Source organism: Lysinibacillus sphaericus, assembly GCF_006864135.1.
Classification (GTDB): Bacteria; Bacillota; Bacilli; order Bacillales_A; family Planococcaceae; genus Lysinibacillus.
Genome location: NZ_SADV01000007.1, coordinates 97,164 through 122,717, shown reverse-complemented (window position 1 = coordinate 122,717; position 25,554 = coordinate 97,164). Strand labels below are relative to the sequence as shown.

Genomic DNA, 25,554 nt, shown 5'->3' with positions numbered 1-25,554 from the left:
GGCAAAACTACGGTATTTCAATTAGTTCTTTCCGCAGTATTAGTCAAAAATAATTCTATTGACTGCATCACGGTCTAATTTTTTAATAACTTCCACCATTAATTTTACAGCATTATCATAATCATCACGATGTAAAATACCTGCATGTGAGTGAATGTAGCGTGTTGCAATACCGATGGATAGTGCAGGTATACCATTTGCCGTTACGTGGATAGAGCCAGCGTCTGTACCGCCTCCAGCCATTGCTTCGAATTGATATGGAATATTGTGCTCATCAGCCACATCTAATACGAATTCACGTAAGCCACGGTGTGACACCATTGATGCATCGTAAACAACAATTTGTGGACCGGCGCCCATTTTACTAGTTGATTCTTTTGCAGTTACCCCTGGTGTGTCTCCTGCTACACCTACATCGACAGCAAAGCCGATATCTGGTTGGATTTTATGCGTAGCAGTTTTTGCACCACGAAGCCCTACTTCCTCTTGAACATTTCCTACAGAATAAAGGATGTTAGGATGCTTTTCATTTTGCAATGCTTTCATAACATCAATTGCAATTGCACAACCAATGCGGTTATCCCATGCTTTTGCTAATAAGTATTTTTCATTTTTCATCACATTAAATTCGAAATATGGTGTTACCATATCGCCAGGGCGTACACCCCATTCAAGTACTTCATCTTTTGAAGCAGCACCAACATCGATAAACATATCTTTAATGTCTACCACTTTGTTACGCACATCTGCTGGTAAAATATGTGGTGGCTTTGAACCAATAACCCCAATAATTTCATCGCCTTTACGTGTTGTAATTGTTACACGCTGTGCAAGCATAACCTGGCTCCACCAGCCACCTACTGTTTGAAATTTGATGAATCCTTTGTCATCAATTTGAGTAACCATGAAGCCTACTTCATCTAAGTGACCTGCAACCATGATTTTTGGGCCATTTTCATCCCCAACTTTTTTAGCAATGACGCTACCTAAATTATCTGTTTCAACTAAGTCTGCATATGGTCCAATGTATTTTTTCATGACCTCGCGTGGTGCACGTTCATTACCTGCAATACCATTCGCATCTGTTAAATCTTTAAACATTTGTAATGTTGAATCTAGCTGTGTCATCCTTTTGCCTCCTGACTCTTGAATCTTCTCTATTATACTTCGTTTACCGAAATATTCCTAGCTTAATCGTCAGAAAATTGGTGTATTTCTTACACTTTAATATCCTGAGCGCTGACGATTATAATTTTCTTCGTTTTTCTCTATATATGCCGCAACAACATCTTCAAATGAAAAGCCCAGATTAAATGCAAGCAATCCATAGCATTGCCAGATCGCTAAGTATCTATCCTCTGTTGGTTGACTAATAAAACTTAAAATATAGTCTTGTGTCATTAAAAATGTCTCTGTTAAATCTCTCTTCTCTTCAATCACCGGCCACTTTTCGATCGCTGTATAACCTTTTAATAAGCCAAGTGATAATATAAAATGAATCGAATCCACATATTCCTCTAAAATTACATCACGTTCTGAGGCTCCCTTTGTGCTCCAAAACTTAAAGCAACGTGTCTCATTTGCTAGTTCGGCTAGTTCTACCATTAAGGCTAAACCTTTTTCTTTAAATACATCACGTTCTATATTTTGTGTTTTCTCGATGAAATCATCAAGTCCTTTTTGCATTTTAAACAATTGTTGTAAATTCATTTTTTTCTCCTAAATTTCTTAAAAATATTTATAAAAAGTGAAACTAATTGTCCTTCACAATCGTATAGGAAGGAATAACCTTTCTTCAAGGGGGAAATTAAAAATGTTGCCGTTACTTATTCGTGTTGCTGTTATTGCGCTTATTATCTATGTATTTTATAAAGCGATTCGTTATATAACCGATCCTAAGCGAAAACTGGATGAAGCCTATGAAAAAGGCCAATATTATTTCTATGATGACGTCAAAAATGTCCGAAAAAATTTCTTTATCTCTTATAAGGGTGCTCTTTTTGAAGGTGAAAAATACCTCGGCACTACTGAAGATGCCTTCGAGGTTGTGACTATTTTTGTTGGTGCCCGTGACGCCGCTAAACTGCAAGGTTTTGCGAAAAAAGATTTTGAATACCTTCAGCAAGAAATCCTATTGAACTATCCGAGCGCAAAAATAAATTGGAAGCAACCCATTGAAAAGCTTATGCGTAACACATCCTCATAATGAGGATGTTTTTTATTTATCGAAACATTCCTGTGTTCGAGATTTATCCCCATAATTGTACTAGGATAAAAATTTGAATAGCTGCTAGCAGCGGGAAGCCAAATGCAAAGCTGTTATGGCGTGTTTTATGACGGAATAAATACATTCCCAACACGCCCCCTACTGCACCTCCACCGATTGCTAATGTAAATAATGTGCGTTCTGCAATACGCCATTCATGTTTTTTTGCTTTTGACTTATCCATGCCCATCATTACGAGCAGGACTATAGAAACAATCGCCATATACGCTAATAGTGCTTGCCCCATTGAGTACTCCTTTTTATTTTCTATTTTCTACTACTCTAACACAAAAAAGACTGACGGATAAATCCATCAGCCTTTTGAAAAATTCTGCACCTGTCGCTTCGCTTTCGGTGCAGAAATAATTTTTAACTTCGTCAAAAATTATTTAGCTACAGCTTTTTTAGCAGTGTCTGCTAATTGAGTGAATGCTGCTGCATCAGTTACAGCTAGGTCAGCTAACATTTTACGGTTAACTTCGATACCAGCAACTTTTAAACCGTGCATTAAACGGCTGTATGAAAGACCGTTCATGCGAGCAGCTGCGTTGATACGAGTGATCCATAATTTACGGAAATCACGTTTTTTCTGACGACGGTCACGGTATGCATATTGACCTGACTTCATTACTGCTTGGTTTGCAACTTTGTATAATGTATGTTTTGAACCATAGTAACCTTTAGCTAATTTTAAAACCTTTTTACGACGTTTGCGCGTCACTGTTCCGCCTTTTACGCGTGGCATACGAATTACCTCCTGCTTTTCATTTAAAAATGAATGTTAGTATTTTATTTGTGTAGTCAAATTATTTCATGTAAACAAGTAATGATTTGATGCGTTTGAAGTCACCAGATGAAACGATGTTTGCTTTACGTAGGTGACGTTTTTGTTTTGTAGATTTGTTTGCGAATAAGTGGCTTCCATAAGCACGGTCATATTTTAATTTACCTGAACCCGTTTTTTTGAAACGTTTCGCAGCTCCACGGTGAGTTTTCATTTTTGGCATGTCGAATTCCTCCTAAACTGTTCGTCTAATATTATTTCTCGTTCTTTGGTTGAAGAACTAAGAACATGCTTCGGCCTTCCATCTTCGGTTTTTGTTCAACCGTCGATACTTCAGCACAAGCTTCAGCAAAACGATCTAACACACGTTGACCAATGTCTTTGTGTGTAATCGCACGACCTTTGAAACGTAGGCTACATTTTACTTTATCGCCTTTTTCAAGGAATTTAATCGCATTACGTAGCTTCGTTTGGAAATCATGCTCATCGATTGTTGGGCTCAGACGAACCTCTTTCATTACGATGACCTTTTGATTTTTACGAATTTCACGGTCTTTCTTTTGCTGTTCAAACTTAAATTTACCATAGTCCATGATACGAGCGACTGGCGGCTTGGCTTGAGGGGCCACAAGGACAAGATCCAAGTTTACACGAGCGGCGATTTCTAGCGCTTCATTACGTGTCTTTACACCAAGCTGGTCACCATTGTGATCGATTAATCGAAGTTCACGTGCGCGAATGCCTTCGTTTACATACATGTCTTTGCTAATAGTAATCCACCTCCAAGTAGTTGTCGCGAATACATGGTTTGGGCAAAGCCTTGCCCGGTTGAACGGTACATCCTCTTGTCATGTCCATAAAAAAAGGACGGACACTTTGAAGATGTCCGCCCGCTATATGTGCATGCGCAAGTCTGCGCAAAACAATTCAACGTGTCATACCTGTTCACAGCCTAAGAGCGTTGTATCAGGTGAGAAGCGGGCAGCCTCTACTTCAACCACAAACTTTGTATTCATTAACCTTAATTATGATAGCATGTGCTTTATAAGCTGTCAAATGTTTTTTAGTTTATTTATTAATAAAGTAGCCTAAAAGTTTTCAATCTATACTATTATAATGGTTTTCATCATAACGTGAGGTGGTTAATTTTCGTTCCGGCTGGGCGCTTTGTAGCTGACGCTTCGCTTTCGCTACAGAAAACATCCGTTGCGCTGCAGGGTCTCGGGCCAACACGATGTTGGTCACGAAGGCGTTATCACAGGATGTGATGCTTTTATCGCTAATCCCCAAGGAGTCGCCCAGCCTCCACTCCAATCAACTTACCAAATGGCATACGTTTTAACAAATGTCATCTAAAACTTTTACTTGCCAGGCGAATTCTAATCCTTCTTCAATCGGATCAAATTCGCCGGCAAAATCATTTTGTAATTTCTGCTTTAATGTTGGCTAAGAAATCTTGGAAGCTAATTGTTTCTGAATCTTTTGAGCCGTAGCGACGTACGTTTACGCCACCAGCCTCTACTTCTTTGTCTCCGATAACAAGCATATACGGGATTTTTTTCATTTGTGCTTCACGGATTTTATAGCCTAGTTTTTCTTCACGATCATCCATTTCAACACGTAAGCCCGCTGCAGTTAATTGCTCTTCAATTTGTTTTGCATAATCAAAGTGTGCTTCGTTTGAAACTGGAATGACTTCAACTTGTACTGGTGCTAACCATGTTGGGAATGCCCCTTTATACTCTTCGATTAAGAAGGCAACGAAGCGTTCCATTGTTGATACGACACCACGGTGAATAACAACTGGACGATGTGGTTTACCATCTTCTCCAACGTATGTTAGGTCAAAGCGTTCTGGTTGTAAAAAGTCAAGCTGAACAGTCGATAATGTTTCATCTTTACCAATAGCTGTTTTTACTTGTACGTCTAATTTTGGACCATAGAACGCTGCTTCGCCTTCAGCTTCGTAATAATCTAAGCCAAGATCATCCATTGCTTCTTTTAACATACCTTGTGCTTTTTCCCACATTTGATCATCATCGTAATATTTTTCAGTGTCTGCAGGGTCACGATAAGATAAACGGAATTTGTAATCATTTAAATTAAAATCTTTATACACATCAAGAATCAAATTCACAACACGCTTAAATTCATCTTTAATTTGGTCAGGACGTACAAAAATATGTGCATCATTTAAAGTCATACCGCGTACGCGTTGTAAACCAGATAATCCACCTGAACTTTCATATCGATGTTGTGTCCCTAACTCAGCAATACGAATAGGAAGCTGACGATAAGAATGCATTGATGATTTATAAACCATCATATGATGTGGACAGTTCATTGGTCGCAATACTAATGTTTCGTTGTCCATTTCCATTGGTGGGAACATGTCATCTTGGTAATGTCCCCAGTGGCCTGATGTTTCATATAATTTTTTCGAACCTAAAACTGGTGTATAAACATGTTTGTAGCCAAGACGAACTTCTTTATCTACAATATAACGCTCAATAATGCGACGGATTGTTGCACCATTTGGTAACCATAGTGGTAAACCTTGACCAACTGTTTGAGATAAAGTGAACAATTCTAATTCCTTACCAATTTTACGATGATCACGTTCTTTTGCTTCTTCAAGCATTTGAAGATGATGTTTTAAATCTTCTTTTTTAAAGAAAGCTGTTCCATAAACACGTTGTAGCATTTTGTTATCTGAGTTACCTCTCCAGTAAGCACCTGCTAATGAAAGAAGTTTGAACTCACGAAGCTTACCAGTTGATGGTGCGTGGATACCTCGGCAAAGGTCGAAGAATTCACCTTGATGGTAAATAGAAACTTGGTCATCTGCTGGAATCGCTTCAAGTAATTCTAATTTGTATTCATCGCCAATTTTTTCATAGATTGCTTGCGCTTCTGCACGACTAACATTTTTGCGCTCGATTTCTAAGTTTTCAGCGATAATTTTTTTCATTTCTTTTTCGATTGCTGGTAGGTCTTCAGCAGTAATTGGAGTTGGTGCATCAACATCATAGTAGAAGCCACCTTCAATAACTGGACCAATACCAAGTTTAACATCAGGGAATAAACGTTTAATCGCTTGTGCAGTTAAATGTGCAGTAGAGTGACGTAAAATTTCTAGTGCTTCTTCATCATCCTGTGTAATAATCGAGATTGTAGCATCCTCTTCTATTGGTGTTTTTAAATCGACTAAGGCACCATTTACTTTACCCGCATATGCTTTTTTACGAAGTCCTGGGCTAATTGATAATGCTACATCATCAGTAGATGTACCTTTTGCAAATTCCTTTACAGCGCCATCTGGGAAAGTTAATTTAATCATATCTGACATTTTGTTTGCACTCCTTATTGTTTTGTTGTGATGCATGATTGAAGTCCAAGAATCCCGGAAGTTATCCGTAATCAATAGATGTTGTGACACCCACAATTACATCCGCATTCAGCTCACCACTATTTTCCATCGGACGAAAATAAAAAAAGCTCCGTCCCTACGAAAGGGACGAAGCGTATGCTCGTGGTTCCACCCTTCTTCCTTCCGACTTTTTAAAGTCAGACGAAGCTTAAGGCTAGCTAACGGGCTAGGGACCGGCGAAAGATTATCCCTTTCGCTGCTCAGCAGGTAGTAAATAGTGTGCTCGAACTAGGAAGCTTACAGCCAATGACTCCCCTCTCTAAAAGCCGTTACACAAAATTCATGTCCTCATCAATGCATTTGATCAATTAACCTCGGCATAATTGCGTCCAGAATCGACTTTGTGCTTAGGCCTGCACGATGCAGATCAGTTAGCCGTTATCGCATGGATGCGATGATTTTAGGCTAACATCCTTTATTAACACCTTTCCAATTCTGAGACATCCGCCGGAGGCTTTAACTTTTTCAGTAGGTGTTTGGACACCTGTTGAAAGAAGTTAATTATTATATGTGACAGTATACGCTCGATTGTCATAAAATGCAACTACCAATCTTACAGACGTCTATTTTGCCCGCCCATTTTTATCGGCTCTGTCAAAGCTTTAATACGTTCCATAACACGTCCAGCCTTCACAACTTCTATGTCACCTTTTTGTGACTGTGCTAAATGGTGCTCCAATTCATCGTAATTAAAATTAGATGTAATGAATGTTGGCAATTGCTCTGCCATGCGGTAATGGAAAATAGTCCCCAAAATTTCATCTCGCGTCCAAGCAGTCATTGTTTCGGCTCCTAAATCATCGAGCATTAGCACTGGTGCCTTTTTCACATAATCTATTTTTTCATTCAACGTGTTATCGCCAATTGCATTTTTCATTTCTCGTAAAAATTCAGGCACGAAAACTACAACTGACTTTACTTTAGCCTTCGCAAGTTCATTAGCTAATGCGCCTAGCACAAAAGATTTCCCCACTCCAAATTGACCATATAAATAAAAGCCTTTAGCAGGTAAATTCCCTGTATCTAGTACATTTTGAACAAAATCAGTCGCACGATTTGCAATGTCAACACGTGTATGATCATCAATAAATAAATCACTTATAGTAGCTTGTAGCACATCCTTTGGCATATGCATACTTGCAATCATATTAGCAACATCTCGGCGCTCATCTTCGCGTATCTTTTGCTCGCATCGTACATAATCAATTTCAACAGTACCCCTTACTACACGTAAGGTAGGTAAAAAACCTTTTAAGTAATTTGTACAATTTTCTGTACTGTCACAGCCACAGCAGACTGTAGATTGACTAATAAATTCATGGAGCTTCGGTAAATTACGTTCAACCGCATCATAGCTTAACTCATCCATATGCTCAGCTAAAAACTGTTGCACACGAGGGTTTTCTAATATTTCTTTACGCATCGCTTCATATCGTTCTTGAAATGATGGTACCTTAATTGCTCTTTTTAATGGTCCATTAATCGGTTCGATTGTCATTCACCTACCTTATTTTGAATATTACCTAATTTCTCTAGTATCTTTTGTCTTTCCTTTTCAAAATCAGTAGTGCCAGTATTTGTTGTAGCTTTTACTACTTCCTCTGATTTTTCATTACGCTTATAAAACCAATCTGGTACTTTTTCCTCTCGGCGATTTTTTGTGTAAGAGTTCTTTTTTGCCGAAGACTGGGGTTTATTTTTCCACGTAGTGTACTTATCATGCTCTTGGCGTGCTAATTCCATTGCTTCTTTTGCAGTTTGAATATTTTTACGTACCCAATGATCCGCAATCGTTTCCACATATTTTTTAGGTAGCTTCATATCAGTTGTTAGCATGACATATTCCAAAAGTGCATTAACAACACCTACTGGCATTCCATGCTGAACAATTAAACTCTCAGCAAGCTGTACGGAGGTCTGTAAAGGTTCTTTGCCATTATTGATATCTCGCAGTACTTGCACTGGAGGAGTCGTTTCTAAATATTGCTGAAGCTCCTGATCTTTTGTTTTTTGGCTCGATTCTTCTATGGATGACGGCTGTTTACTCACTCTAGCAAGCTTTGGTGGTTCTTTTGATACCGTTAGCTTATAAAAATCCGCAGCGGCCTTACGTAAACGTTCCAATGAAATCCCTAAGTCATCATCTAATGCAAGAATCACTACTTTTTGCATATCAAGTGCCGTTAAATGATATAAAAATGCTAATTTTGCTATTGATTCACGTACCTCAAATGTTAGAAGGCTTGCCGGCACTAGTTGCTCCGATAAGCCCCCTTGCAGTAGTTCAAAATCAAACTGATCAAAATAAAACGGATATATCTTTTGCTGTTTATCCTTATGACTAGTATCAGCTTGTAAATCATCTGGAATTTTAGTACTTACAGGCTTAAAAACATCTATGAAGGCACGAGATACATCTTTAAACTCTACATCTCTTGTAGATGGCATAAAACGCTGACGTAACTTCCGATAAGCTTGCTCCCCTATTTTACTAAATAAAAACATCGAGAGCAGTGGGTCTTTCATAAAGCTATCTGCATCAAGTGGACGTATTAGCTCATATAAAAAGCTTCGCTGGCCAGCATCTTCTTTTTTCCATGTGCGTAACAGACCAATTGCTTCAAGCGCAATACGCGCCTCAAATACTTTACCAATAGGAAGCCCTAGTACATTCATTAAATAATAATGCGTCATTTGCTGCTTAGACATTTGTTCAGCTTCTGCCCATAGTGTTAAATAAAGGCTGATTGGCTCCGCTCCAATTAAAGGCTGATAAAAAAGCGTTACTAATTGACGTTCCTGCGTAGAAAGTGCATGAGGTAGACGAATGTCAAAAGAATCAACTGGCTGCAATTCCTTATACAAATGGTTCAACGTCATTCACCCTCTCTGTTTACCTTATAATTTCTGTTCTGTCTGACGTTGGATAATTTCTTTAATTTCTTCAATAAAGACATTGATATCCTTAAATTGACGATAAACCGATGCAAAGCGCACATAAGCAACCTCATCGATTTTCGCTAAGCGATCCATTACCATTTCTCCTACATCCTCAGATCGGACTTCGGAATTTCCAATGCGGCGAAGATCTTTTTCAATAGACATTACTAGTCCCTCAAGTACTTCAAGGGAAACAGGACGTTTTTCGCAAGCACGAATAAGTCCACGAAGTACCTTTTCACGGCTAAATTCTTCTCGCGAACCTTCTTTTTTCACGACAACTAAAGGTGTCTCTTCAATTTTTTCAAACGTTGTAAAGCGGAAGCCACATGACTCACATTCACGACGTCTACGAATTTCTTTATTATCATCAACTGGCCTCGAATCCACAACACGCGTTCCGTTAAACTGGCAAGATGGACATCTCATATAATTACTCTCCTGATTTCACAACAATTTAATATCTCTATTATAACAAATTTCCTATGTGTAAGAAAAGTGCATTAACGCAAGTGTGCTCATGATAAGCCTTGACAGGCTAAAGTACAAGCATAGATTCTACATTTAAACCAACTGTCTAAATAAAAAACACATTGAAATCACTTGGATTTCAATGTGCTCAGTTTAACTTCTTTTAGCGGATGTCACTGAATTATGCATTAACTGTTTCTAAAGCTTTTGCCACTTTTTTCACAAGATCTACAACGCGTGCAGAATAACCCCACTCATTGTCGTACCAAGCAAGTACTTTCACTTTGCGGTTACCCATTACCATTGTAGAAAGTCCATCTACTGTAGAAGAGTAAGTTGTTGTATTGTAATCAGAAGATACTAGAGGCTCAACTGAGAAGTTTAAAATACCTTTCATCGGACCTTCAGTAGCAGCCTTCACAAATGCAGCATTGATAGAATCTACTGTTACGTCTGTATTTAAATCAACTACTAGGTCAACTAATGATACGTTTGGTGTTGGAACACGAAGTGCCATACCATGAATTTTACCTTCTAATTCTGGTAACACTAATTTTAATGCTTTTGCAGCACCTGTAGATGTTGGAATGATTGATTGTGCGCAACCACGTGCACGACGTAAATCTTTATGTGGATTATCTAAATTCTTTTGATCATTTGTATAAGCGTGAACCGTTGTCATTAATCCGCTTTCAATTCCAAATGTGTCATTTAATACTTTGGCAACTGGTGCTAAGCAGTTTGTTGTACAAGAAGCATTAGAAATAACATCATGTTTTGCAATATCAAGTTTCTCATCATTTACACCTAAAACAATTGTTACGTCCTCGTTTTTACCAGGTGCTGTTAAGATAACTTTCTTTGCTCCCGCTTCTAAGTGCATTGCTGCTTTTTCACGATCATTAAATTTACCAGTTGCTTCAATAACGATATCTACACCCATTGTTGCCCATGGTAATTTTAAGGGGTCACGTTCGCTAATAATTTGAACACGTTTACCGTTTACAATTAAAGCATCGCCTGCTGGCTCAACTGAACCTTCGAATGTTCCATGATTTGTGTCATACTTAATCAAATGTGCTAACGTTTCAGCTGGGTAGCTAGCGTTAATTGCAACAATATTTAAATCTTCCTGCACGATCGCTTGGCGGAAAACCATACGTCCGATACGTCCGAAACCATTAATAGCAACTGATACTGTCATTTATAAAATCCTCCTGTGAGTACATACTCAGATTAATTATATACTTTATGCTGATTAGTATAACACAATTTTAAAAAAGATGAACATTATAAACTTATAATATTAAAGTTCTTATTTTCTGAAAAATAAAATCGCCTAAATTAGTCCTTATTATGGTATAAACTCACAAAAAAATGCATAGCAAAGTGTTTTTGCTACGCGTTCATGTTTTTTAACTATTGCGTCAATGAAATTAAGATGACACATTAAATTACTATGGCTCTTCGGCAAAATGTGGGGTTGATTTCCGTTCCGGCTGGGCGCTTTGTAGCTGACGCTTCGCTTTCGCACAGAGCAAAGCTTCCTGGGGGCGTAGCGGAGGAAGCGGCTCGGCGCTCGCCCACAGGAAAGCGAGTAGCCTGGAACGGAAATCACACTTTAATGAGCCACACCATTAAGAGATTTCCTTGCAACACAATAGTTTTTCAAAAATATGAAATGCGTAGCAATATGTCATTGCTACGCATCGAATGATTTTACAGATTCTTAGTTAAAATTACATCCCAATAAGTCAGGATTTTTTTTAATTGGTGCTCTGTTTGTTCTAGATTTTCATTATTATAAATAACAGCATGGGCGCCTTTTTCTTTGACTGACAAAGGTAACTGAGAACGCATTCGAGCTAGTGCATCTTCCTTCGATAAGTTGTTACGTTCCATTAATCGACGAAGCTGCACCTCTTCACTAACCGATACTACAATAATACGCTCGACAAAATGCTCCAGCTTACTTTCAAATAAAAGCGGAATATCCATCACAACATGCTTTTCTCCAGCTTCTAAATAAGCATCACGCTGGCGTAACATTTCCTGACGAATAGCAGGATGCATAATATCATTTAACATTTTACGTTTAGCAGGCTCGTGAAAAATAATATCGCCAAGCTTGGTACGATTTAAACTACCGTCTTCTAGCAATATATGTTGTCCAAAATTTCCAGCTATTAACCTTAAAGTTTCCGTTCCTGGTTCTACAACATCACGTGCAACAATATCTGCATCGACAATAGGTAAACCAAGTGCTGTCATCATTTTTGCTACTGTACTTTTTCCGCTTGCAATACTTCCCGTTAGTCCGATAATCATAGTTAAATCCCCTTTAATGTTGACAATTTGGGCAAAAGACTGATGTGCGCCCACCAATCGTCATTTGGCTCGTTGCAGTACCACACGTTGGACACATCTTCTTTCCATACATTTGCAGTCGTTTCTGCATACTTCCAGCCTCACCATTAATATTACGATAATCTGAAATTGTTGACCCCCCCGCTTCAATGCTTTGGCGTAAAATGGCGACAATTGCCTCGAATAATGCACACTTACTCTTTTCACTGATGCGGTTCATTGTGCGGGCCGGATGAATTTTTTGAGCAAATAATGCTTCGGTAGCATAAATATTGCCACAGCCCGAAATAACCTGCCCATCCATAATGACATCCTTAACGGCCTTTTTCTCATATTTCGGTAACTTTGATTTCGCAATAAAATAATCACATGCTATTTCATCGAATGGCTCTGGCGCCATTTTTGTTAATGGTGCATGATCTTCAATTTTTGTTAAAAAACGTAGTTCACCAAAGCGGCGTATATCCGAATAAATTAAATAGCCACCATCTGCCATTTGAAATGTAGCATGAATATGCTTTTTAAATTTCGCCTCATGGATTTCCTCAGGCGAATTCACTACAAACCATGCACCTGTCATCCCTAAATGACTAACAAGCACATATGGGACATCCGCTTTCAGCAAATGAAAAAAGATGTATTTCGCACGTCGTTCAACTTTTGTAATCATCATTTGAGACAAGGATATTTCAAATGCATCAGGCTCAGCTTGCTTCACGATACATTGTTTTCCCTCTCCAAAGGAAAAACGAATAATTTCAGATAGTTGAACCTGTTGAATTGTACGCCCTTCAATTTTAGGTTTTAATGCCTGGACGACACCTTCAACCTCTGGTAATTCAGGCATTTAAACCCCTCCTTATTTTGCTTCGTACCAAGTCGCACCGTAATTAAAATCTACTTTTAATGGTACTGAAAGTGCGATTGCGTTCTCCATAACCTCTGGTACTATTTTTTCAAGCAATGCAATCTCCTCTTTAGGTGCTTCAAAAATTAATTCATCATGCACTTGTAATAAAAGTTTTGCCTGCATATTTTCTTTTTTCAAGCGAGCATCCATATCAATCATTGCTTTTTTAATAATATCAGCTGCACTTCCCTGAATTGGTGTATTCATCGCAGTACGCTCTGCAAAGCTTCGTAAATTGAAATTTGAGCTCGTAATATCCGGTAAATATCGACGTCTATTTAAAAGTGTTGTCACATAACCATTAAACTTCGCATCTTGGACGATATCATCCATATATTGTTTTACACCTGGGAAACTCGCAAAATATTTCTCGATAAATGTAGCAGCTTCCTTACGGGTAATATCCAAGTTTTGCGATAAGCCGTAATCACTAATACCATAAACAATGCCAAAGTTTACTGCTTTTGCAGCACGGCGCATATTACTGTCGACCTCATCTTCTGAGACATGGAATACATCCATAGCAGTACGTGTATGAACATCCATACCTTCACGGAAAGCGTCAACTAAGTTTTCATCCTTTGACATATGGGCCAATACACGCAATTCGATTTGCGAATAATCAGCAGAAAATAATATCCAATCTTCGTTCGATGGCACAAATGCTTGACGAATTTTTCGCCCTTCTTCTAAACGAATCGGGATGTTTTGCAAATTCGGATCCGTTGAGCTTAAACGCCCTGTAGCTGTTAATGCTTGTTGGAATCGAGTATGCACCTTTCCATCCTCTTCATGGATTTCCTTTAGCAGACCTTCGATATAAGTTGACTGTAATTTCCCAAGCTGACGATATAAAAGAATATGCTCAATAACGGCATGCTCTGGTTTTAATTTTTCCAAAACATCTGCTGCAGTGGAATAGCCTGTCTTTGTCTTTTTAATAACAGGCAGACCAAGTTTATCAAAGAGGATGACCCCTAATTGCTTTGGTGAATTAATATTGAAGGCTTCTCCTGCCTCCGTATAAATCTCCTGTTCAATTACAATTAGTTTGTCATTTAGTTCCTGCCCCATTTTCTCTAATGTGGCACGATTGACCGTGATTCCTTCACTCTCCATTTCCCCTAAAATAGAAGCAAGCGGTAGCTCTAAATTTTTATAGAGTTCAAACTGTTCGTTTTCCTTTAGCAATTCTTCAAGCTTAGGCTGTAAAGACCATACAGCAAAGGCTTTGCGACTGGCATGTTCAGCAAGTGCATCAATGGCAGGTATAGCTCGTTTCGCCCCTTTACCATAAACAGTCTCATTTGCCTGCACATTACGATAGCCTAGTTCTTTCGCAAGTGTTGCCACATCATCTCCACTTAGCGCAGGATTATTAATATAAGAAGCAAGTAATAAGTCAAATTCCACACCAGCTAAATGAATTCCCGCACGTCTTAACGCAGCCTGAGATGCTTTTGAATCAGACATATACTTTATTTTAGTAGCATCTTCTAACCAAAGACGAAGGACATCTGATTGAGCTGCAATATCAAACGGCACATACATTGTTTTCGCTCCATCTGTGAGTGCAATGCCTAGTTGCTGGCATGTATGATAATGCTCGTCCTCTAGCTCCAAATGCACTGCCATTACATCTTTTAAATGCTCTTGTTTTACTTCTTGCACAATGTCATAGTCAAAAGGAGCTTGTTCCTCTTCTTGGACAGTAAAATCGCTTTTCTCTAGTAATGATTTAAAGCCAAGCTCTCGCCACACGCTAATTAATTCTTCTTCATTCGGACCATTATAGATAAGATCCGAAAGCGTTATTTCAATCGGTGCCTCTGTAAAAATGGTAGCCAGCTTTTTACTCATTAGTGCCTGTTCTTCATTGGCAACTAATTTTTCTTTCATTTTAGAAGCCTTCACCGTATCCATTGCCGCATAAAGCGCCTCTACTGACCCATGCTCTTTTAGCAATTTAACTGCTGTTTTTTCACCGACACCTGGTACACCAGGGATATTATCTGAAGAATCCCCCATTAAACCTTTCATATCAATAATTTGCCCGGGCGTTAAGCCATATTTTTCTGCAATAAAGGCTGGTGTATTTTTTTCAATTTCAGTAATGCCTTTTTTAGTAATATATACTGTTACTTGCTCAGTCGTGAGCTGTGTTAAGTCCCGATCTCCTGATACGACAATGACGTCCATATCTTGTGATGAAGCTTCTTTGGCGAGTGTCCCTATAATATCGTCCGCTTCGTACAATTCAAGCTCATATCGCTTAATACCATAAGCATCAATAAGCTTCCGTATATAAGGAAACTGCTCCGATAATTCTGGTGGAGTCTTTTGTCGACCACCTTTATATTCCGTAAATGTCTCATGACGGAAGGTTGTCTTACCCGCATCAAAGGCAACCAAAATTTTCGTTGGTTGCTCTTCCTCTAATATTCTTTGTAGCATTGTTGTAAAGCCGTATACTGCATTCGTATGAATCCCACTATCATTCGTCAATAATGGCAACGCAAAAAACGCGCGATATGCTAAACTATTGCCGTCCAATAATAGCAATTTTTCCTTTGTCATGATTTTATCCTCCTGCGTTGTCGTCTTCTTAATTGTAAAACGAAAACATATGTTTGAAAATGCCTCTTCCTTTTACTTTATCGAGAAAACGCGTATTTTACCAATCATAACGTTGAAAATCGCCAAATTTTCTACATCAATAGCTTAGGATTGACTGCACAAAAAAAGCCAATCACTCATTGTAATTGACTTCATCTATGTTATTCACTGGCTTTATTCGTTTTTTCTTTACGATAAAAAATCTCTTCATATATGACTGTCAAAATAAAGGCGTTCATAAAGGCAAATACTAAAAATAATGGCATACCACCAAGCTGTGGATGTGTAAGCTCTGTATTAAACACCATTACAGTGCCGATTTGCGCTAAGAAGAAAATAAAGCCAATCCCTACTTGCCATATAGGTCGTTTAACCTTGCGTTTCTCGTATAAAAATATTTTTTTAAATATTTTGCGTACATCCGCAGCAATGACTAAACCTAATAAAAACAAAATGACAAAAAATACTGGTATATGATAAACACTTTTTGTGATCCATGCAAAATCTGATAGACGGAAGAAAAGTGTAAATAACGATGCAATACTACAGGCTATCCCTAAATTTTGGAGCCACTTACTAATTTGCAACTTCACAACTATTACCCCCATTTTTTATTTCTCGAACAATATCATTCTATCAGATATTAGTCATAAACGGAACATGAAATTATAAATTTCTATCATTTTCATAACAAAACATCAACATATGATAGATTTTTATAGAGTTAGTGATTAAAAACACCTAATCAAACTTCGAAGGCTCCTCACCATAACGTGGAGTTGATTTCCGTTGGGCGCTTTCCTGTAGGCGTCCGATGAGCCGCTTCGCTGCAGGATCTCGGGCCAACACGATGTTGGTCACGAAGACGTTATCACAGGATGTGATGTTTTTAGCCTTCGTTCCTCTATTGCTAATCCCCAAGGAGTCGCCCAATCGAAACGCATATATAAATATCGCCATCCATTAAAGTCCTTCCAACGCTATACAAAAAACTTACTAAAATGTAAAAATGCCGTCTCAAAAAGTTTGAGACGACTTCATATGCTTATCCCTGCAAGAATAATCGTATTATTTTATCCCGCATTAACGGGCAGTAATTTATCTATATCAAAAGCGAAGCGTCAGGTACAAGACTCCCACCTCAAAATTCACGAAAGCAAAGAAGTTAAGCGGGAGATTAACTGCCCGTAAAAGCCCGATTGGTGAAGACTAATAATCAGTGGGGTTAGAGAACCCCCACTGATTAAAGTTTCACTTTATATAGCCAGATAATATTTTTGCATAGGGTGAAGTGGATGGCAAAATAATGACCGTATCTTCACCTACAGTTTTCTTATATGATTCTAATGTACGGTACAATGAATAGAATTCAGGGTCTTGAGAGAACGATTTATTGTAAATCTTAGCCGCTTCTGCTTCACCTTCCGCTTGAATCATTGCTGCATCCTTTTTCGCTGTTGCGAGCATTTCTTGAACTTCCTTATCTGTTTGAGCTTCAATACGGCGTTTCTCAGCATCACCTTCTGATAAATATTTTTGCGACATTGATTCACGGTCCGAAATCATATTTGTAAAAACGGATTGCTCATTTACAGATGGCAGATCAATACGACGAATACGAACATCTATTACTTCTATTCCATACTTATCATTTGAAAGTAACTCATTGACTCGTGCAGTTACCTGATCGTTGATACCTCCACGTGAAGAATCTTCATCATTAATAATCGCCTTATATTCTATTCGACCAAGCTCTGAACGAATAACTGAATAAATAAACTCTTCCATACGTGATTCAACTTTTTCTATTGTTCCTGCATTTGAAATTAATTGCTTTGGATCTGTTATATGCCAAACTGCATAATTATCAATAATAATTCGTTTTTTATCCTTTGTATTAATTTCTTCTTCAGAAACTTCATACGTCATTTGGTTTTTTGGTAGCTTCGTTACACTTTGAATAAATGGAACCTTTATTTTCAAGCCAGGCTCACTTTGAAATTTCACTACTTCTCCAAACTGTCTAACAACTGCGTATTCGGATTCTTTAACTATATAAACATTAGTAAATACTATTATGGCAATAGCAAAAACGGCTGTTAATGTTACGGCAAGAGAAATATATTTTTTCGGATTCATCGGGCTTTTTTTCGACATTTTGACCACATTATCCACTGTATCCTCTTCTTTTGGAGCAGTATTTTTGGATTTACCTGATAAAAAATTGAGGAATTTTTCAAGATCCTTATTTTTTTGGTCCATTAGTTACCGCCCCCTTCTTTTTTCTCCTCTTTTGGTGTTTCCTGCGCAGTAGGTGTCTCCTTTTTCGCAGGTTGTAATGCTTGAAGAGGCAAGTATTTCATTGTATTGCCATCATCATTCATAATATAAATTTGTGCTTTAGGTAAAACATTTTCAAGCGTTTCTAAAATTAAACGCTCACGTGTAATTTGTTTATTACCCTTATATTGCTCATACATTTTATTAAAGACAGCTACATCCCCTTGGGCCTGCTCAATACGGGCTGTTTTTTCACCTTGAGCCTTCGAGATAATAGCATCTTTTTCACCTTCAGCTTCATTAGTACGCTGATTCTTATATTTTTCTGCTTGATTAATTTTTGTATTTTTCATTTCACGTGCGTCTGTAACAGCTGTAAACGCTGCTCGCACATCTGCATTCGGTAACTCAACATCTTTTAGTTTTACCCCTAAAACACTAATACCAATATCGTATTTTTCAATAAGAGAAACGAGTAAATCTCGTGATTTTGCTTCTATGTCCGCTTTTCCCTCTGTTAACGCAGCGTCGATTTTTGAGCTACCAATAATTGATCGGATCGCACTCGACGTAGCGCTATGTAATATTTTTTCTGGATCTTGTGAGCTGAATAAATACTTTTTCGGTTCGGTAATCTTCCATTGAACTACAAGGTCTGTTAAAACAATATGCTCATCCCCTGTAATCATTTTCGTTTCAGCATCATAAGCTTCCAATTCCCCATCTTTATTTTGCTTATAGCCAAACTGTAAACTAAATGTTTCCTTCGATAAAACCTCAACCGATTGTACAGGCCAAGGTAATTTAAAATGTAAACCTGGTTCTGTTACTGTATTATCGGCACGACCGAACGTTATGACAACGGCTTGTTCTGATTCATCTACCGTGTACCATGATGTAAATACCGCAATAAGTGCAACAATGCCGAAAATGCCAAGTCCCACCATCATTAGTGACCTTTTCACACTCATGTCTAATCCTCCCTTAAGCTTAGTACTAATGTATACGTGGCACTTCTTAAAAAGTTTCAAAATATTTTAATAAACCCATTTTTATTTTAGGCAGTTTGACATAAGGAGGATTGTGAGGCTCACCAAATAAAATAGAACAAAAAAATCCTGCTACCATTTAAGGCAACAGGAGATTGACAACTAGATGTTCAAATGCTGGGAAAAATGTTGTTGATAATACAATGCTAATTAATGCAGCTACAATCATCGCAAGACTTGCAAACGTACCTTCTAGCTCACCAAATTCAAATGCTTTAGATGTACCCGTACCATGTGCTCCCATTCCTAACAGTAGACCTCTAGAGGATGGTCGATGGAAACGACATGCTTTAATAACTAACGGTGCTATCAGACTCCCTAAAATACCAGTTACCATAACGAAAACTGCAGTAAGCGTAGGAGAGCCACCAATCATATTGGAAATGTCCATCGCTATTGGTGTAGTAACTGAGCGTGGAACTATGCTATGCACAAGCTCATTATTTAGTCCAACTAATACAGCAAAGATAAATGATGATGTAATCGCGACAGCTGAGCCAACTGCAATACTTAGAAAAATTTCAAAAGCATGTTTCTTTAATAGGTTAAAATTTTTATAAATTGGTACCGCGAATGCAACTGTTGCTGGGCCTAGTAAATTTGATAAAATACCGGCCCCTGCAGTATAAGATTTATAGGATGTACCCGTTAGCAGCAGGATGATAATTGCCACTAATGGTGTGATCAGTATAGGTGTTAACCATTCCTTCTGATACTTTTTATAAAACATTTTACTAGTATAAAAAACTGCAATAGTACCTAGTAAACTTAGTATAGCTATTAAAAAGCTCATGCAGTATCACCTTTCTTTCGTTGCCCTAGCAATTGTGCTGTGAAACCTGTTGCAAACATTACAACTATGGCACTCAATACAATAACAAGCACAGCTTTCACACCTTGCACACCGAATAATGCAGTATAATCGATTACTCCGATAGCAGATGGAATGAAAAATAGTAATAATTCACTAAGTAATAAACCTGCACCTAGCTCAATCCATTCAAGCTTAATAATATGAAACTGCAAAAGTAAAAACAATAAGACTAGTCCAATTATGCTCCCTGGAATCGGCAAGTGAAGTAGACGTGCAATACTATTCCCAACAAATAAAATTACATATAGATAGCCGATTTGCACGATACTTTTGACGATTTTCATGGTCATCCTTCTCTCAATTTTTTATCCCGCTTAAACGGTCAGAATATAGAGCACTTCTAGATAAGTGCAGACCGCAAGCCCGATTGTCAACTAATAAGTTAGTTAAATATTATGCTACTATACTTTACACCTATTTGCGTTACGTGTAAAACAGAAAAAGAATCTATCACCAAAAAATTTGGCAATAGATTCTTCCTTTCGGCGATAACTAAGCAACACAATCAGAAAATCTTCATATATAAAGATTTTTTTCGCTATTAAAAAGTCTTAACAATTATATAGGGGTTTCTACTAACAAGTATAAGGCCCCATTGTGAATCTAAAATTGTGCTAATGTAAAGAATTCGTTAATTTTTCGGAATCATGACAATCATTTTTGTCCCAATTCCAACTTCACTTTCTACCTGAATGCGGCCATGATGCGCCTCTACTAAGTGCTTCACAATAGCAAGCCCTAAACCTGTACCCCCAGAATTCCGACTTCGTGCACGATCCACACGGTAAAACCGTTCAAAGACACGGGCAATTTCATGCTTTTCAATACCTATACCTTGGTCTTCTATTTCAAGAATACCGTACGTTTCATTTTCCTTTAATCGAATCGTAACGATTGTATTTTCCGGAGAGTACGTAATAGCATTAGTAATTAAATTAGTGACAATTTGAATGATACGATTCGCATCACCCATTACTTGAACATCACGTTCTATATCAACACGAAAGCTCATATTTTTCTCATCCAGACGAGGTCCTGTCAGCTCTGCTCCACGTATAAGTACATCTTGCAAGCCCATCGGCATAATATTAACGGTAAAACCATGCTGTTCAATTTTCGATAATTCTAGTAAATCCTGAATAAGCATTTGCAGACGGTTACTTTCCTTATAAATGATCTCTAAAAAAGATAGCAGCATTTTTTCATCCTTATATGCTCCATCCAGTAAAGTTTCAGAAAAGCCTTTAATAGATGTAATGGGTGTACGCAATTCATGGGATACATTTGCTACAAAATCCTTACGAATCTGCTCTAAACGAACAAGCTCTGTAATATCGTGCATAACGATAACAACACCAAGCCATCTACCATGATCCCCTATAACAGGTGCTCCATAGACTTCCTTATTGTATAGCTCCTGTTGGACCTCCATTTTAATTTGTTGTCGATAAGGCATTTCCGTTAGAAACACATGGTCGATAAATTGCTCCAGAGTTTTAGGTAAGCCAATTGTACGAAAAACCTTTCCTTGTACATCGTTAATTTGCATACCGAAACGCTCTAAAAATACACGGTTCACGATAGATATATTCCCCTCACGTCCAATCATCATGAGGGAGCTTCCCATATTTTCAATTAACGTTTTAAGCCTTTCCTCTTCTACCTCGCGAATCGCCGTAATATCCTGTAAGTTACGCGCTAAAATATTAATGGAGTGACTAAGTGGCATCATGCGTTCATGCTCATTTTCATGGGCACGAGCACGGTAATTTCCCTTCGCCAGTTCAAGTGCTGTATCTGTCACGTTATCAATAGGAGCAGTGAAATTTCGAATCATATAGCGACTTACAATAGCCATTAAAATAAGCGCTATTAAAAAAAGAATCGCTAGCACAACATAAAGTCGCGCATGAACATTTGATATTATAGAATCTGTTGCCTCAATGTTTTGAGCAGTATACAGTGCCTCTCTATCTTCTTTTGTTAGTTCAATCTTTCGTTCATCTAATACTTGGTTAATGGATTCTTGCACCTGTAAACTAGCTTGCTCATTGTACTGTTCTATATAAACAGGAAAAAGCTGACCTATAACAATCATTAGGACAGCTAATATCGATCCAAGCAATAGCATGAATGTCAAGAATAAGCGGTTGCTCATTGATTTCATGTCGTCTTCGGCTCCTCGAATTTATAGCCAAGGCCACGAATTGTTTTGATGAACATCGGCTTACGGCTATTTTCTTCGATTTTATCGCGAAGGTGGCTAATGTGCACATCTACAATTCGAGTATCACCAGCAAAGTCATACTTCCATACAGCACTTAATAGCTGATCACGTGTTAAAACACGGTTTTTATTTTCAAGTAAATAAATGAGTAGCTCAAATTCCTTTGGTGTAAATTCCAGTGCCTCATCCTGTAAAAATACTTCAAAACGCTCTGGAAAGACACGCAATTGTCCAAATTCAAACATTTTCTCTTGTGGCCCACTCTTCTCTTCAGGCACTACATTTTGTGTAAAACGTCTTAAAACCGCCTTTACCCGTGCTAACACTTCGCGCGGACTAAAGGGCTTCGTCATATAATCATCTGCTCCTAGCTCTAGACCAAGTACTTTATCGAACTCATCATCCTTTGCTGTTAGCATAATAATAGGTGTATTCATACGTTGTTGACGGATCTGTTTACAAACCTCCATACCATCAAGCCTCGGAAGCATCAAATCTAATAAAATTAAATCGGGTTGTAAGTCGATGGCCTTACCTAGACCCTCTTGACCGTCTGCAGCTGTTTCTACTACATATCCAGCCTGTTCTAAATTATATTTCAATAATGTCGCAATCGAAAATTCATCTTCTACAACTAAAATCGTTTTTGTCATGTATAAAGCCTCCGTTAGTGATTTGAAACCCCCATTTCAAATCTCAAGACGTCTATAAAGCAAGTGGTGGTGTCACCAGCAAAGTACCCTCAATCATAAGTTGCTTCTGCTCATTATAAGAGTGTACCGATACAGTAATTGTATTTTGTAATTTATTTACTTCCGTTACCTCTAAAAGAGTATCAAATAATTCATAATGATAGAGCGGCTCTAAATATTTTATATGTTGCTCAATAATTCGTGCACCTGGTCCAGGAATATACTTTGATACTGCTGAAGTAATAATGCCATTTAACATAATTGTTGGTACGATTGGCTTTTGAAAAGGAGTCATCGCTGCATAATCATGTTGAATATAAAGCGGATTATTATCATTCGTAAGTCCTAAATAAAGCAGTAAATCCTTATCTTCTATCTTCTCCGTAATATGAATCTTCTCGCCAACTGTAATTTCATCAATAGTGAGACCAAGTTTACTGTTTTTTTGAAGCAAAAATACGCCAACCCCTTTTCTATCATATACCTTCATAGTATCAATTTTATTCCAAAAGTACAACGAAAAGCAGAATAACCATTTTATCTTTATTCAGCAAAATGAGTTCGTCTGTGCGACAGCTACCATTATTTCAAGGCGAAATTGATTAAAGTTTAGTATCATAACGTAGGGGTGATTTCCGTTCCAGGCTACTCGCTTTGTCGCTGACGCTTCGCTTTCGCGCAGAGCAAAGCTTCCTGTGGGCGTGCGCCGAGCCGCTTCCTCCGCTAAAGGAACGAAGGCTAAGTGCGTCACGTCCTGTGACAATGCCTTCGTGACCAACGTCGTGTTGGCCTCAGGGTCTCGCCTGTCTCGCTTTCCCACGGGAGTCGAGTAACCTTCCACTACAATCAGCGATAGTGTAGAATTTCTTATTAATTTATGTATTTCAAGGCTATAAATGTTCGCATCGTGATGCACATTTTTGTTTGTCTTAGTATTTACACTTTCTCTTAAACATTCATGTGTATGAATATTTACAACTTGACATTGAAGCCTCTACTCTCTTGAATCGTTAGCCAAAACCATACTGAGAAGCACATTTATAATTGCCATGGCTACTCACCATAATCGAACGGAAAGACTTCTAACAGTGATAAGTTTGTAAATCTGATGCTGATGCCGCTGACGCTTCGCTTTCGTACTGAGAACATTTGTTGCTGAAGTTTTGCTTTATTACTATACATTAAAGTCACATGCCCGAAGTTACACGCTATATGAAGTGGTTGATTGGAGTGGAGACTGGGCGATTCCTTGGGGATTAGCGTCTCAGATGAGACCCTGCAGCGAAGCGAAGTGGCTCATCTGACGCCCCTAGGAAAGCGCACAGTCGGAACGGAAATCAACCACTCACTTTGCCAAAGAGTCATACTTTAATTAATATAACACTTTAATTTCATTGACATTAATCGTTTTTTCAACAACATAAAATCGAGTAGGAATGAATCCCACTCGATTTCATAAACTTTTATTAAGCTAAAACTTTCATAACGTCGCGGACAGCCTCTGCCGATTTATCTAAAGCCGCTTTTTCTTTGTCTGTTAAATCAAGTTCAAAGATTTTTTCTATACCATTTGCACCTAATAATGTCGGAACACCTAGATATAAATCATTGTAGCCATATTCGCCTTCTAAGTATGCAATAGATGGAAGTATACGTTTTTGGTCTTTAATGATCGCTTCCGCCATTTCAATAAGCGCAGCTGAAGGAGCATAATATGCAGAACCATTACCAAGGAGGTTAACGATTTCTGCACCACCTTTACGTGTACGGTCTACAATCTCTTCAAGACGATCTGCTGGCATTAATGATTCTAATGGAATACCACCAGCGAATGAGTAGCGAGTAAGTGGCACCATTGTATCGCCATGACCACCTAACACAAAACCTGTGATGTCTTTTACTGAGATATTCAGTTCTTCAGCTACAAATGCACAGAAACGAGCTGTATCAAGTACACCTGATTGACCTATTACACGATTTTTAGGGAAACCAGTTTCTTTGAATACTGTGTAAGTCATTGCATCAACTGGGTTTGTAAGAACGAGGATTGTTGCATTTGGTGAGTACTTAGCAATTTCCTTAGAAACAGCTTTCATTACATCTTGGTTAATTTGAACAAGATCGTCACGGCTCATACCTGGTTTACGTGCAACGCCAGCAGTGATGATTACTACATCAGAGTCTGCAGTATCTGCATAATTAGAAGTACCTTTAACATAAGAATCATAGCCTTGCACTGGTGCAGCTTCCCACATATCTAAAGCTTTACCTTTTGTTGGGTTTTCAGCTTGAGGAATATCCACTAACACTACATCACCAAGTTCTTTTTGAGCTGCTAAAAATGCTGCAGTAGCGCCAGTAAAACCGCTACCGATTACTGAGATTTTTTTTCGTTTCAGAGACATTCGAATACGCTCCTTTAAAATTAGGTTATATAATCAATTATGCCTCGGCATAATTGTGTCAGGAATCGGCTTTAGGCCTGCGTGATGCAGGTCAGTTAGCCGTTATCGTATGGATGCGATGCTTTTAGGCTAACATCCTATGTGAACTCCTTTCCGATTCCGTGACATCCGCCGGAGGCTTCTTTCAGCGGGTGTTTAAACACCCGCTGAAAGAATTTAAAAAAGGGAGGAGAATAAATTCTC

At 38.2% G+C, this 25,554-nt stretch carries 24 protein-coding genes; 1 reads left to right on the top strand and 23 read right to left on the bottom strand.

The window, feature by feature from the left end; translation table 11 throughout:
• Nucleotides 1-39: 39 nt before the first annotated feature.
• Nucleotides 40-1,128 carry a M42 family metallopeptidase gene (locus C7Y47_RS10920; protein ID WP_142508819.1) on the bottom strand — a complete coding sequence of 363 codons (1,089 nt, stop codon included), beginning with the start codon at nucleotides 1,126-1,128 and terminating at the stop codon, nucleotides 40-42.
• A 96-nt stretch (nucleotides 1,129-1,224) separates the two neighbouring features.
• A complete protein-coding gene (locus C7Y47_RS10915) occupies nucleotides 1,225-1,710 on the bottom strand; it encodes a dUTP diphosphatase (RefSeq protein ID WP_142508818.1) in 486 nt (161 codons plus the stop codon).
• Between the two features lie 103 nt (nucleotides 1,711-1,813).
• On the opposite strand from C7Y47_RS10915, the gene C7Y47_RS10910 reads away from it, so the two are divergent.
• Nucleotides 1,814-2,206 carry a sigma-w pathway protein ysdB gene (locus C7Y47_RS10910; protein ID WP_142508817.1) on the top strand — a complete coding sequence of 131 codons (393 nt, stop codon included), beginning with the start codon at nucleotides 1,814-1,816 and terminating at the stop codon, nucleotides 2,204-2,206.
• A 43-nt stretch (nucleotides 2,207-2,249) separates the two neighbouring features.
• On the opposite strand, the gene C7Y47_RS10905 is transcribed toward C7Y47_RS10910, so the two are convergent.
• The 21 genes from C7Y47_RS10905 to mdh all read right to left on the bottom strand — a co-directional run bounded on the left by C7Y47_RS10905 (nucleotide 2,250) and on the right by mdh (nucleotide 25,311).
• Complete coding sequence (locus C7Y47_RS10905; RefSeq protein WP_142508816.1) at nucleotides 2,250-2,513, bottom strand: DUF1294 domain-containing protein; 264 nt, start codon at nucleotides 2,511-2,513, stop codon at nucleotides 2,250-2,252.
• Nucleotides 2,514-2,651: 138 nt separating this feature from the next.
• On the bottom strand, nucleotides 2,652-3,011 hold the full coding sequence (gene rplT / locus C7Y47_RS10900) for a 50S ribosomal protein L20 (protein ID WP_053592414.1): 360 nt from the start codon (nucleotides 3,009-3,011) through the stop codon (nucleotides 2,652-2,654).
• Nucleotides 3,012-3,072: 61 nt separating this feature from the next.
• Nucleotides 3,073-3,273 (bottom strand): 50S ribosomal protein L35, encoded by a 201-nt coding sequence (gene rpmI / locus C7Y47_RS10895; protein ID WP_004226312.1) that lies wholly within the window; start codon nucleotides 3,271-3,273, stop codon nucleotides 3,073-3,075.
• A 31-nt stretch (nucleotides 3,274-3,304) separates the two neighbouring features.
• Complete coding sequence (gene infC / locus C7Y47_RS10890; RefSeq protein ID WP_012295602.1) at nucleotides 3,305-3,808, bottom strand: translation initiation factor IF-3; 504 nt, start codon at nucleotides 3,806-3,808, stop codon at nucleotides 3,305-3,307.
• Between the two features lie 659 nt (nucleotides 3,809-4,467).
• Entirely contained in the window at nucleotides 4,468-6,399 is a 1,932-nt protein-coding gene (gene thrS / locus C7Y47_RS10885) for a threonine--tRNA ligase (protein ID WP_142508815.1), read from the bottom strand.
• A 634-nt stretch (nucleotides 6,400-7,033) separates the two neighbouring features.
• Complete coding sequence (dnaI, locus tag C7Y47_RS10880) at nucleotides 7,034-7,972, bottom strand: primosomal protein DnaI (protein ID WP_255505136.1); 939 nt, start codon at nucleotides 7,970-7,972, stop codon at nucleotides 7,034-7,036.
• A 2-nt stretch (nucleotides 7,973-7,974) separates the two neighbouring features.
• Nucleotides 7,975-9,354: a replication initiation and membrane attachment family protein gene (locus C7Y47_RS10875; RefSeq protein WP_142508813.1), complete on the bottom strand. Its 1,380-nt coding sequence runs from the start codon at nucleotides 9,352-9,354 to the stop codon at nucleotides 7,975-7,977.
• A 24-nt stretch (nucleotides 9,355-9,378) separates the two neighbouring features.
• Nucleotides 9,379-9,849 (bottom strand): transcriptional regulator NrdR, encoded by a 471-nt coding sequence (gene nrdR, locus C7Y47_RS10870; RefSeq protein ID WP_049667519.1) that lies wholly within the window; start codon nucleotides 9,847-9,849, stop codon nucleotides 9,379-9,381.
• Between the two features lie 223 nt (nucleotides 9,850-10,072).
• Complete coding sequence (locus tag C7Y47_RS10865; RefSeq protein ID WP_142508812.1) at nucleotides 10,073-11,095, bottom strand: glyceraldehyde-3-phosphate dehydrogenase; 1,023 nt, start codon at nucleotides 11,093-11,095, stop codon at nucleotides 10,073-10,075.
• A 515-nt stretch (nucleotides 11,096-11,610) separates the two neighbouring features.
• Nucleotides 11,611-12,219, bottom strand: coding sequence for a dephospho-CoA kinase (gene coaE / locus C7Y47_RS10860; RefSeq protein WP_142508811.1), 609 nt, complete (start codon nucleotides 12,217-12,219; stop codon nucleotides 11,611-11,613).
• A 13-nt stretch (nucleotides 12,220-12,232) separates the two neighbouring features.
• Nucleotides 12,233-13,105 carry a bifunctional DNA-formamidopyrimidine glycosylase/DNA-(apurinic or apyrimidinic site) lyase gene (gene mutM, locus C7Y47_RS10855; RefSeq protein WP_142508810.1) on the bottom strand — a complete coding sequence of 291 codons (873 nt, stop codon included), beginning with the start codon at nucleotides 13,103-13,105 and terminating at the stop codon, nucleotides 12,233-12,235.
• A gap of 12 nt (nucleotides 13,106-13,117) precedes the next feature.
• Nucleotides 13,118-15,745 (bottom strand): DNA polymerase I, encoded by a 2,628-nt coding sequence (polA, locus tag C7Y47_RS10850; RefSeq protein ID WP_142508809.1) that lies wholly within the window; start codon nucleotides 15,743-15,745, stop codon nucleotides 13,118-13,120.
• A gap of 200 nt (nucleotides 15,746-15,945) precedes the next feature.
• Complete coding sequence (locus tag C7Y47_RS10845; protein WP_142508808.1) at nucleotides 15,946-16,377, bottom strand: DNA polymerase I; 432 nt, start codon at nucleotides 16,375-16,377, stop codon at nucleotides 15,946-15,948.
• A 658-nt stretch (nucleotides 16,378-17,035) separates the two neighbouring features.
• Entirely contained in the window at nucleotides 17,036-18,046 is a 1,011-nt protein-coding gene (hflC, locus tag C7Y47_RS10840; protein WP_142508807.1) for a protease modulator HflC, read from the bottom strand.
• Entirely contained in the window at nucleotides 18,046-19,035 is a 990-nt protein-coding gene (gene hflK, locus C7Y47_RS10835; RefSeq protein ID WP_142508806.1) for an FtsH protease activity modulator HflK, read from the bottom strand. The genes hflC and hflK overlap by 1 nt, the downstream gene beginning before the upstream one ends.
• 157 nt (nucleotides 19,036-19,192) lie before the next feature.
• A complete protein-coding gene (locus tag C7Y47_RS10830) occupies nucleotides 19,193-19,906 on the bottom strand; it encodes an LrgB family protein (RefSeq protein WP_142508805.1) in 714 nt (237 codons plus the stop codon).
• Nucleotides 19,903-20,271 carry a CidA/LrgA family holin-like protein gene (locus C7Y47_RS10825; RefSeq protein ID WP_079561583.1) on the bottom strand — a complete coding sequence of 123 codons (369 nt, stop codon included), beginning with the start codon at nucleotides 20,269-20,271 and terminating at the stop codon, nucleotides 19,903-19,905. The genes C7Y47_RS10830 and C7Y47_RS10825 overlap by 4 nt, the downstream gene beginning before the upstream one ends.
• A gap of 347 nt (nucleotides 20,272-20,618) precedes the next feature.
• Entirely contained in the window at nucleotides 20,619-22,154 is a 1,536-nt protein-coding gene (gene pnpS, locus C7Y47_RS10820; protein WP_142508804.1) for a two-component system histidine kinase PnpS, read from the bottom strand.
• Nucleotides 22,151-22,867, bottom strand: coding sequence for a response regulator transcription factor (locus C7Y47_RS10815; RefSeq protein ID WP_142508803.1), 717 nt, complete (start codon nucleotides 22,865-22,867; stop codon nucleotides 22,151-22,153). Before C7Y47_RS10815 ends, pnpS begins: the two co-directional genes overlap by 4 nt.
• A 52-nt stretch (nucleotides 22,868-22,919) precedes the next feature.
• A complete protein-coding gene (locus C7Y47_RS10810; RefSeq protein ID WP_142508802.1) occupies nucleotides 22,920-23,360 on the bottom strand; it encodes a MaoC/PaaZ C-terminal domain-containing protein in 441 nt (146 codons plus the stop codon).
• A gap of 1,012 nt (nucleotides 23,361-24,372) precedes the next feature.
• Nucleotides 24,373-25,311, bottom strand: a complete 939-nt coding sequence (mdh, locus tag C7Y47_RS10805; protein ID WP_142508801.1) for a malate dehydrogenase — start codon at nucleotides 25,309-25,311, stop codon at nucleotides 24,373-24,375.
• Nucleotides 25,312-25,554: the final 243 nt, after the last annotated feature.

What these genes read in the sequence shown, in the direction of transcription:
- C7Y47_RS10920 (WP_142508819.1), bottom strand. Translation starts at nt 1,128, where the DNA reads ATGACACAGCTAGATTCAACATTACAAATGTTTAAAGATTTAACAGAT.
- C7Y47_RS10915 (WP_142508818.1), bottom strand. Translation starts at nt 1,710, where the DNA reads ATGAATTTACAACAATTGTTTAAAATGCAAAAAGGACTTGATGATTTC.
- C7Y47_RS10910 (WP_142508817.1), top strand. Translation starts at nt 1,814, where the DNA reads ATGTTGCCGTTACTTATTCGTGTTGCTGTTATTGCGCTTATTATCTAT.
- C7Y47_RS10905 (WP_142508816.1), bottom strand. Translation starts at nt 2,513, where the DNA reads ATGGGGCAAGCACTATTAGCGTATATGGCGATTGTTTCTATAGTCCTG.
- rplT (WP_053592414.1), bottom strand. Translation starts at nt 3,011, where the DNA reads ATGCCACGCGTAAAAGGCGGAACAGTGACGCGCAAACGTCGTAAAAAG.
- rpmI (WP_004226312.1), bottom strand. Translation starts at nt 3,273, where the DNA reads ATGCCAAAAATGAAAACTCACCGTGGAGCTGCGAAACGTTTCAAAAAA.
- infC (WP_012295602.1), bottom strand. Translation starts at nt 3,808, where the DNA reads ATGTATGTAAACGAAGGCATTCGCGCACGTGAACTTCGATTAATCGAT.
- thrS (WP_142508815.1), bottom strand. Translation starts at nt 6,399, where the DNA reads ATGTCAGATATGATTAAATTAACTTTCCCAGATGGCGCTGTAAAGGAA.
- nrdR (WP_049667519.1), bottom strand. Translation starts at nt 9,849, where the DNA reads ATGAGATGTCCATCTTGCCAGTTTAACGGAACGCGTGTTGTGGATTCG.
- C7Y47_RS10865 (WP_142508812.1), bottom strand. Translation starts at nt 11,095, where the DNA reads ATGACAGTATCAGTTGCTATTAATGGTTTCGGACGTATCGGACGTATG.
- coaE (WP_142508811.1), bottom strand. Translation starts at nt 12,219, where the DNA reads ATGATTATCGGACTAACGGGAAGTATTGCAAGCGGAAAAAGTACAGTA.
- mutM (WP_142508810.1), bottom strand. Translation starts at nt 13,105, where the DNA reads ATGCCTGAATTACCAGAGGTTGAAGGTGTCGTCCAGGCATTAAAACCT.
- polA (WP_142508809.1), bottom strand. Translation starts at nt 15,745, where the DNA reads ATGACAAAGGAAAAATTGCTATTATTGGACGGCAATAGTTTAGCATAT.
- hflC (WP_142508807.1), bottom strand. Translation starts at nt 18,046, where the DNA reads ATGGACCAAAAAAATAAGGATCTTGAAAAATTCCTCAATTTTTTATCA.
- hflK (WP_142508806.1), bottom strand. Translation starts at nt 19,035, where the DNA reads ATGAGTGTGAAAAGGTCACTAATGATGGTGGGACTTGGCATTTTCGGC.
- C7Y47_RS10830 (WP_142508805.1), bottom strand. Translation starts at nt 19,906, where the DNA reads ATGAGCTTTTTAATAGCTATACTAAGTTTACTAGGTACTATTGCAGTT.
- C7Y47_RS10825 (WP_079561583.1), bottom strand. Translation starts at nt 20,271, where the DNA reads ATGAAAATCGTCAAAAGTATCGTGCAAATCGGCTATCTATATGTAATT.
- pnpS (WP_142508804.1), bottom strand. Translation starts at nt 22,154, where the DNA reads ATGAAATCAATGAGCAACCGCTTATTCTTGACATTCATGCTATTGCTT.
- C7Y47_RS10815 (WP_142508803.1), bottom strand. Translation starts at nt 22,867, where the DNA reads ATGACAAAAACGATTTTAGTTGTAGAAGATGAATTTTCGATTGCGACA.
- mdh (WP_142508801.1), bottom strand. Translation starts at nt 25,311, where the DNA reads ATGTCTCTGAAACGAAAAAAAATCTCAGTAATCGGTAGCGGTTTTACT.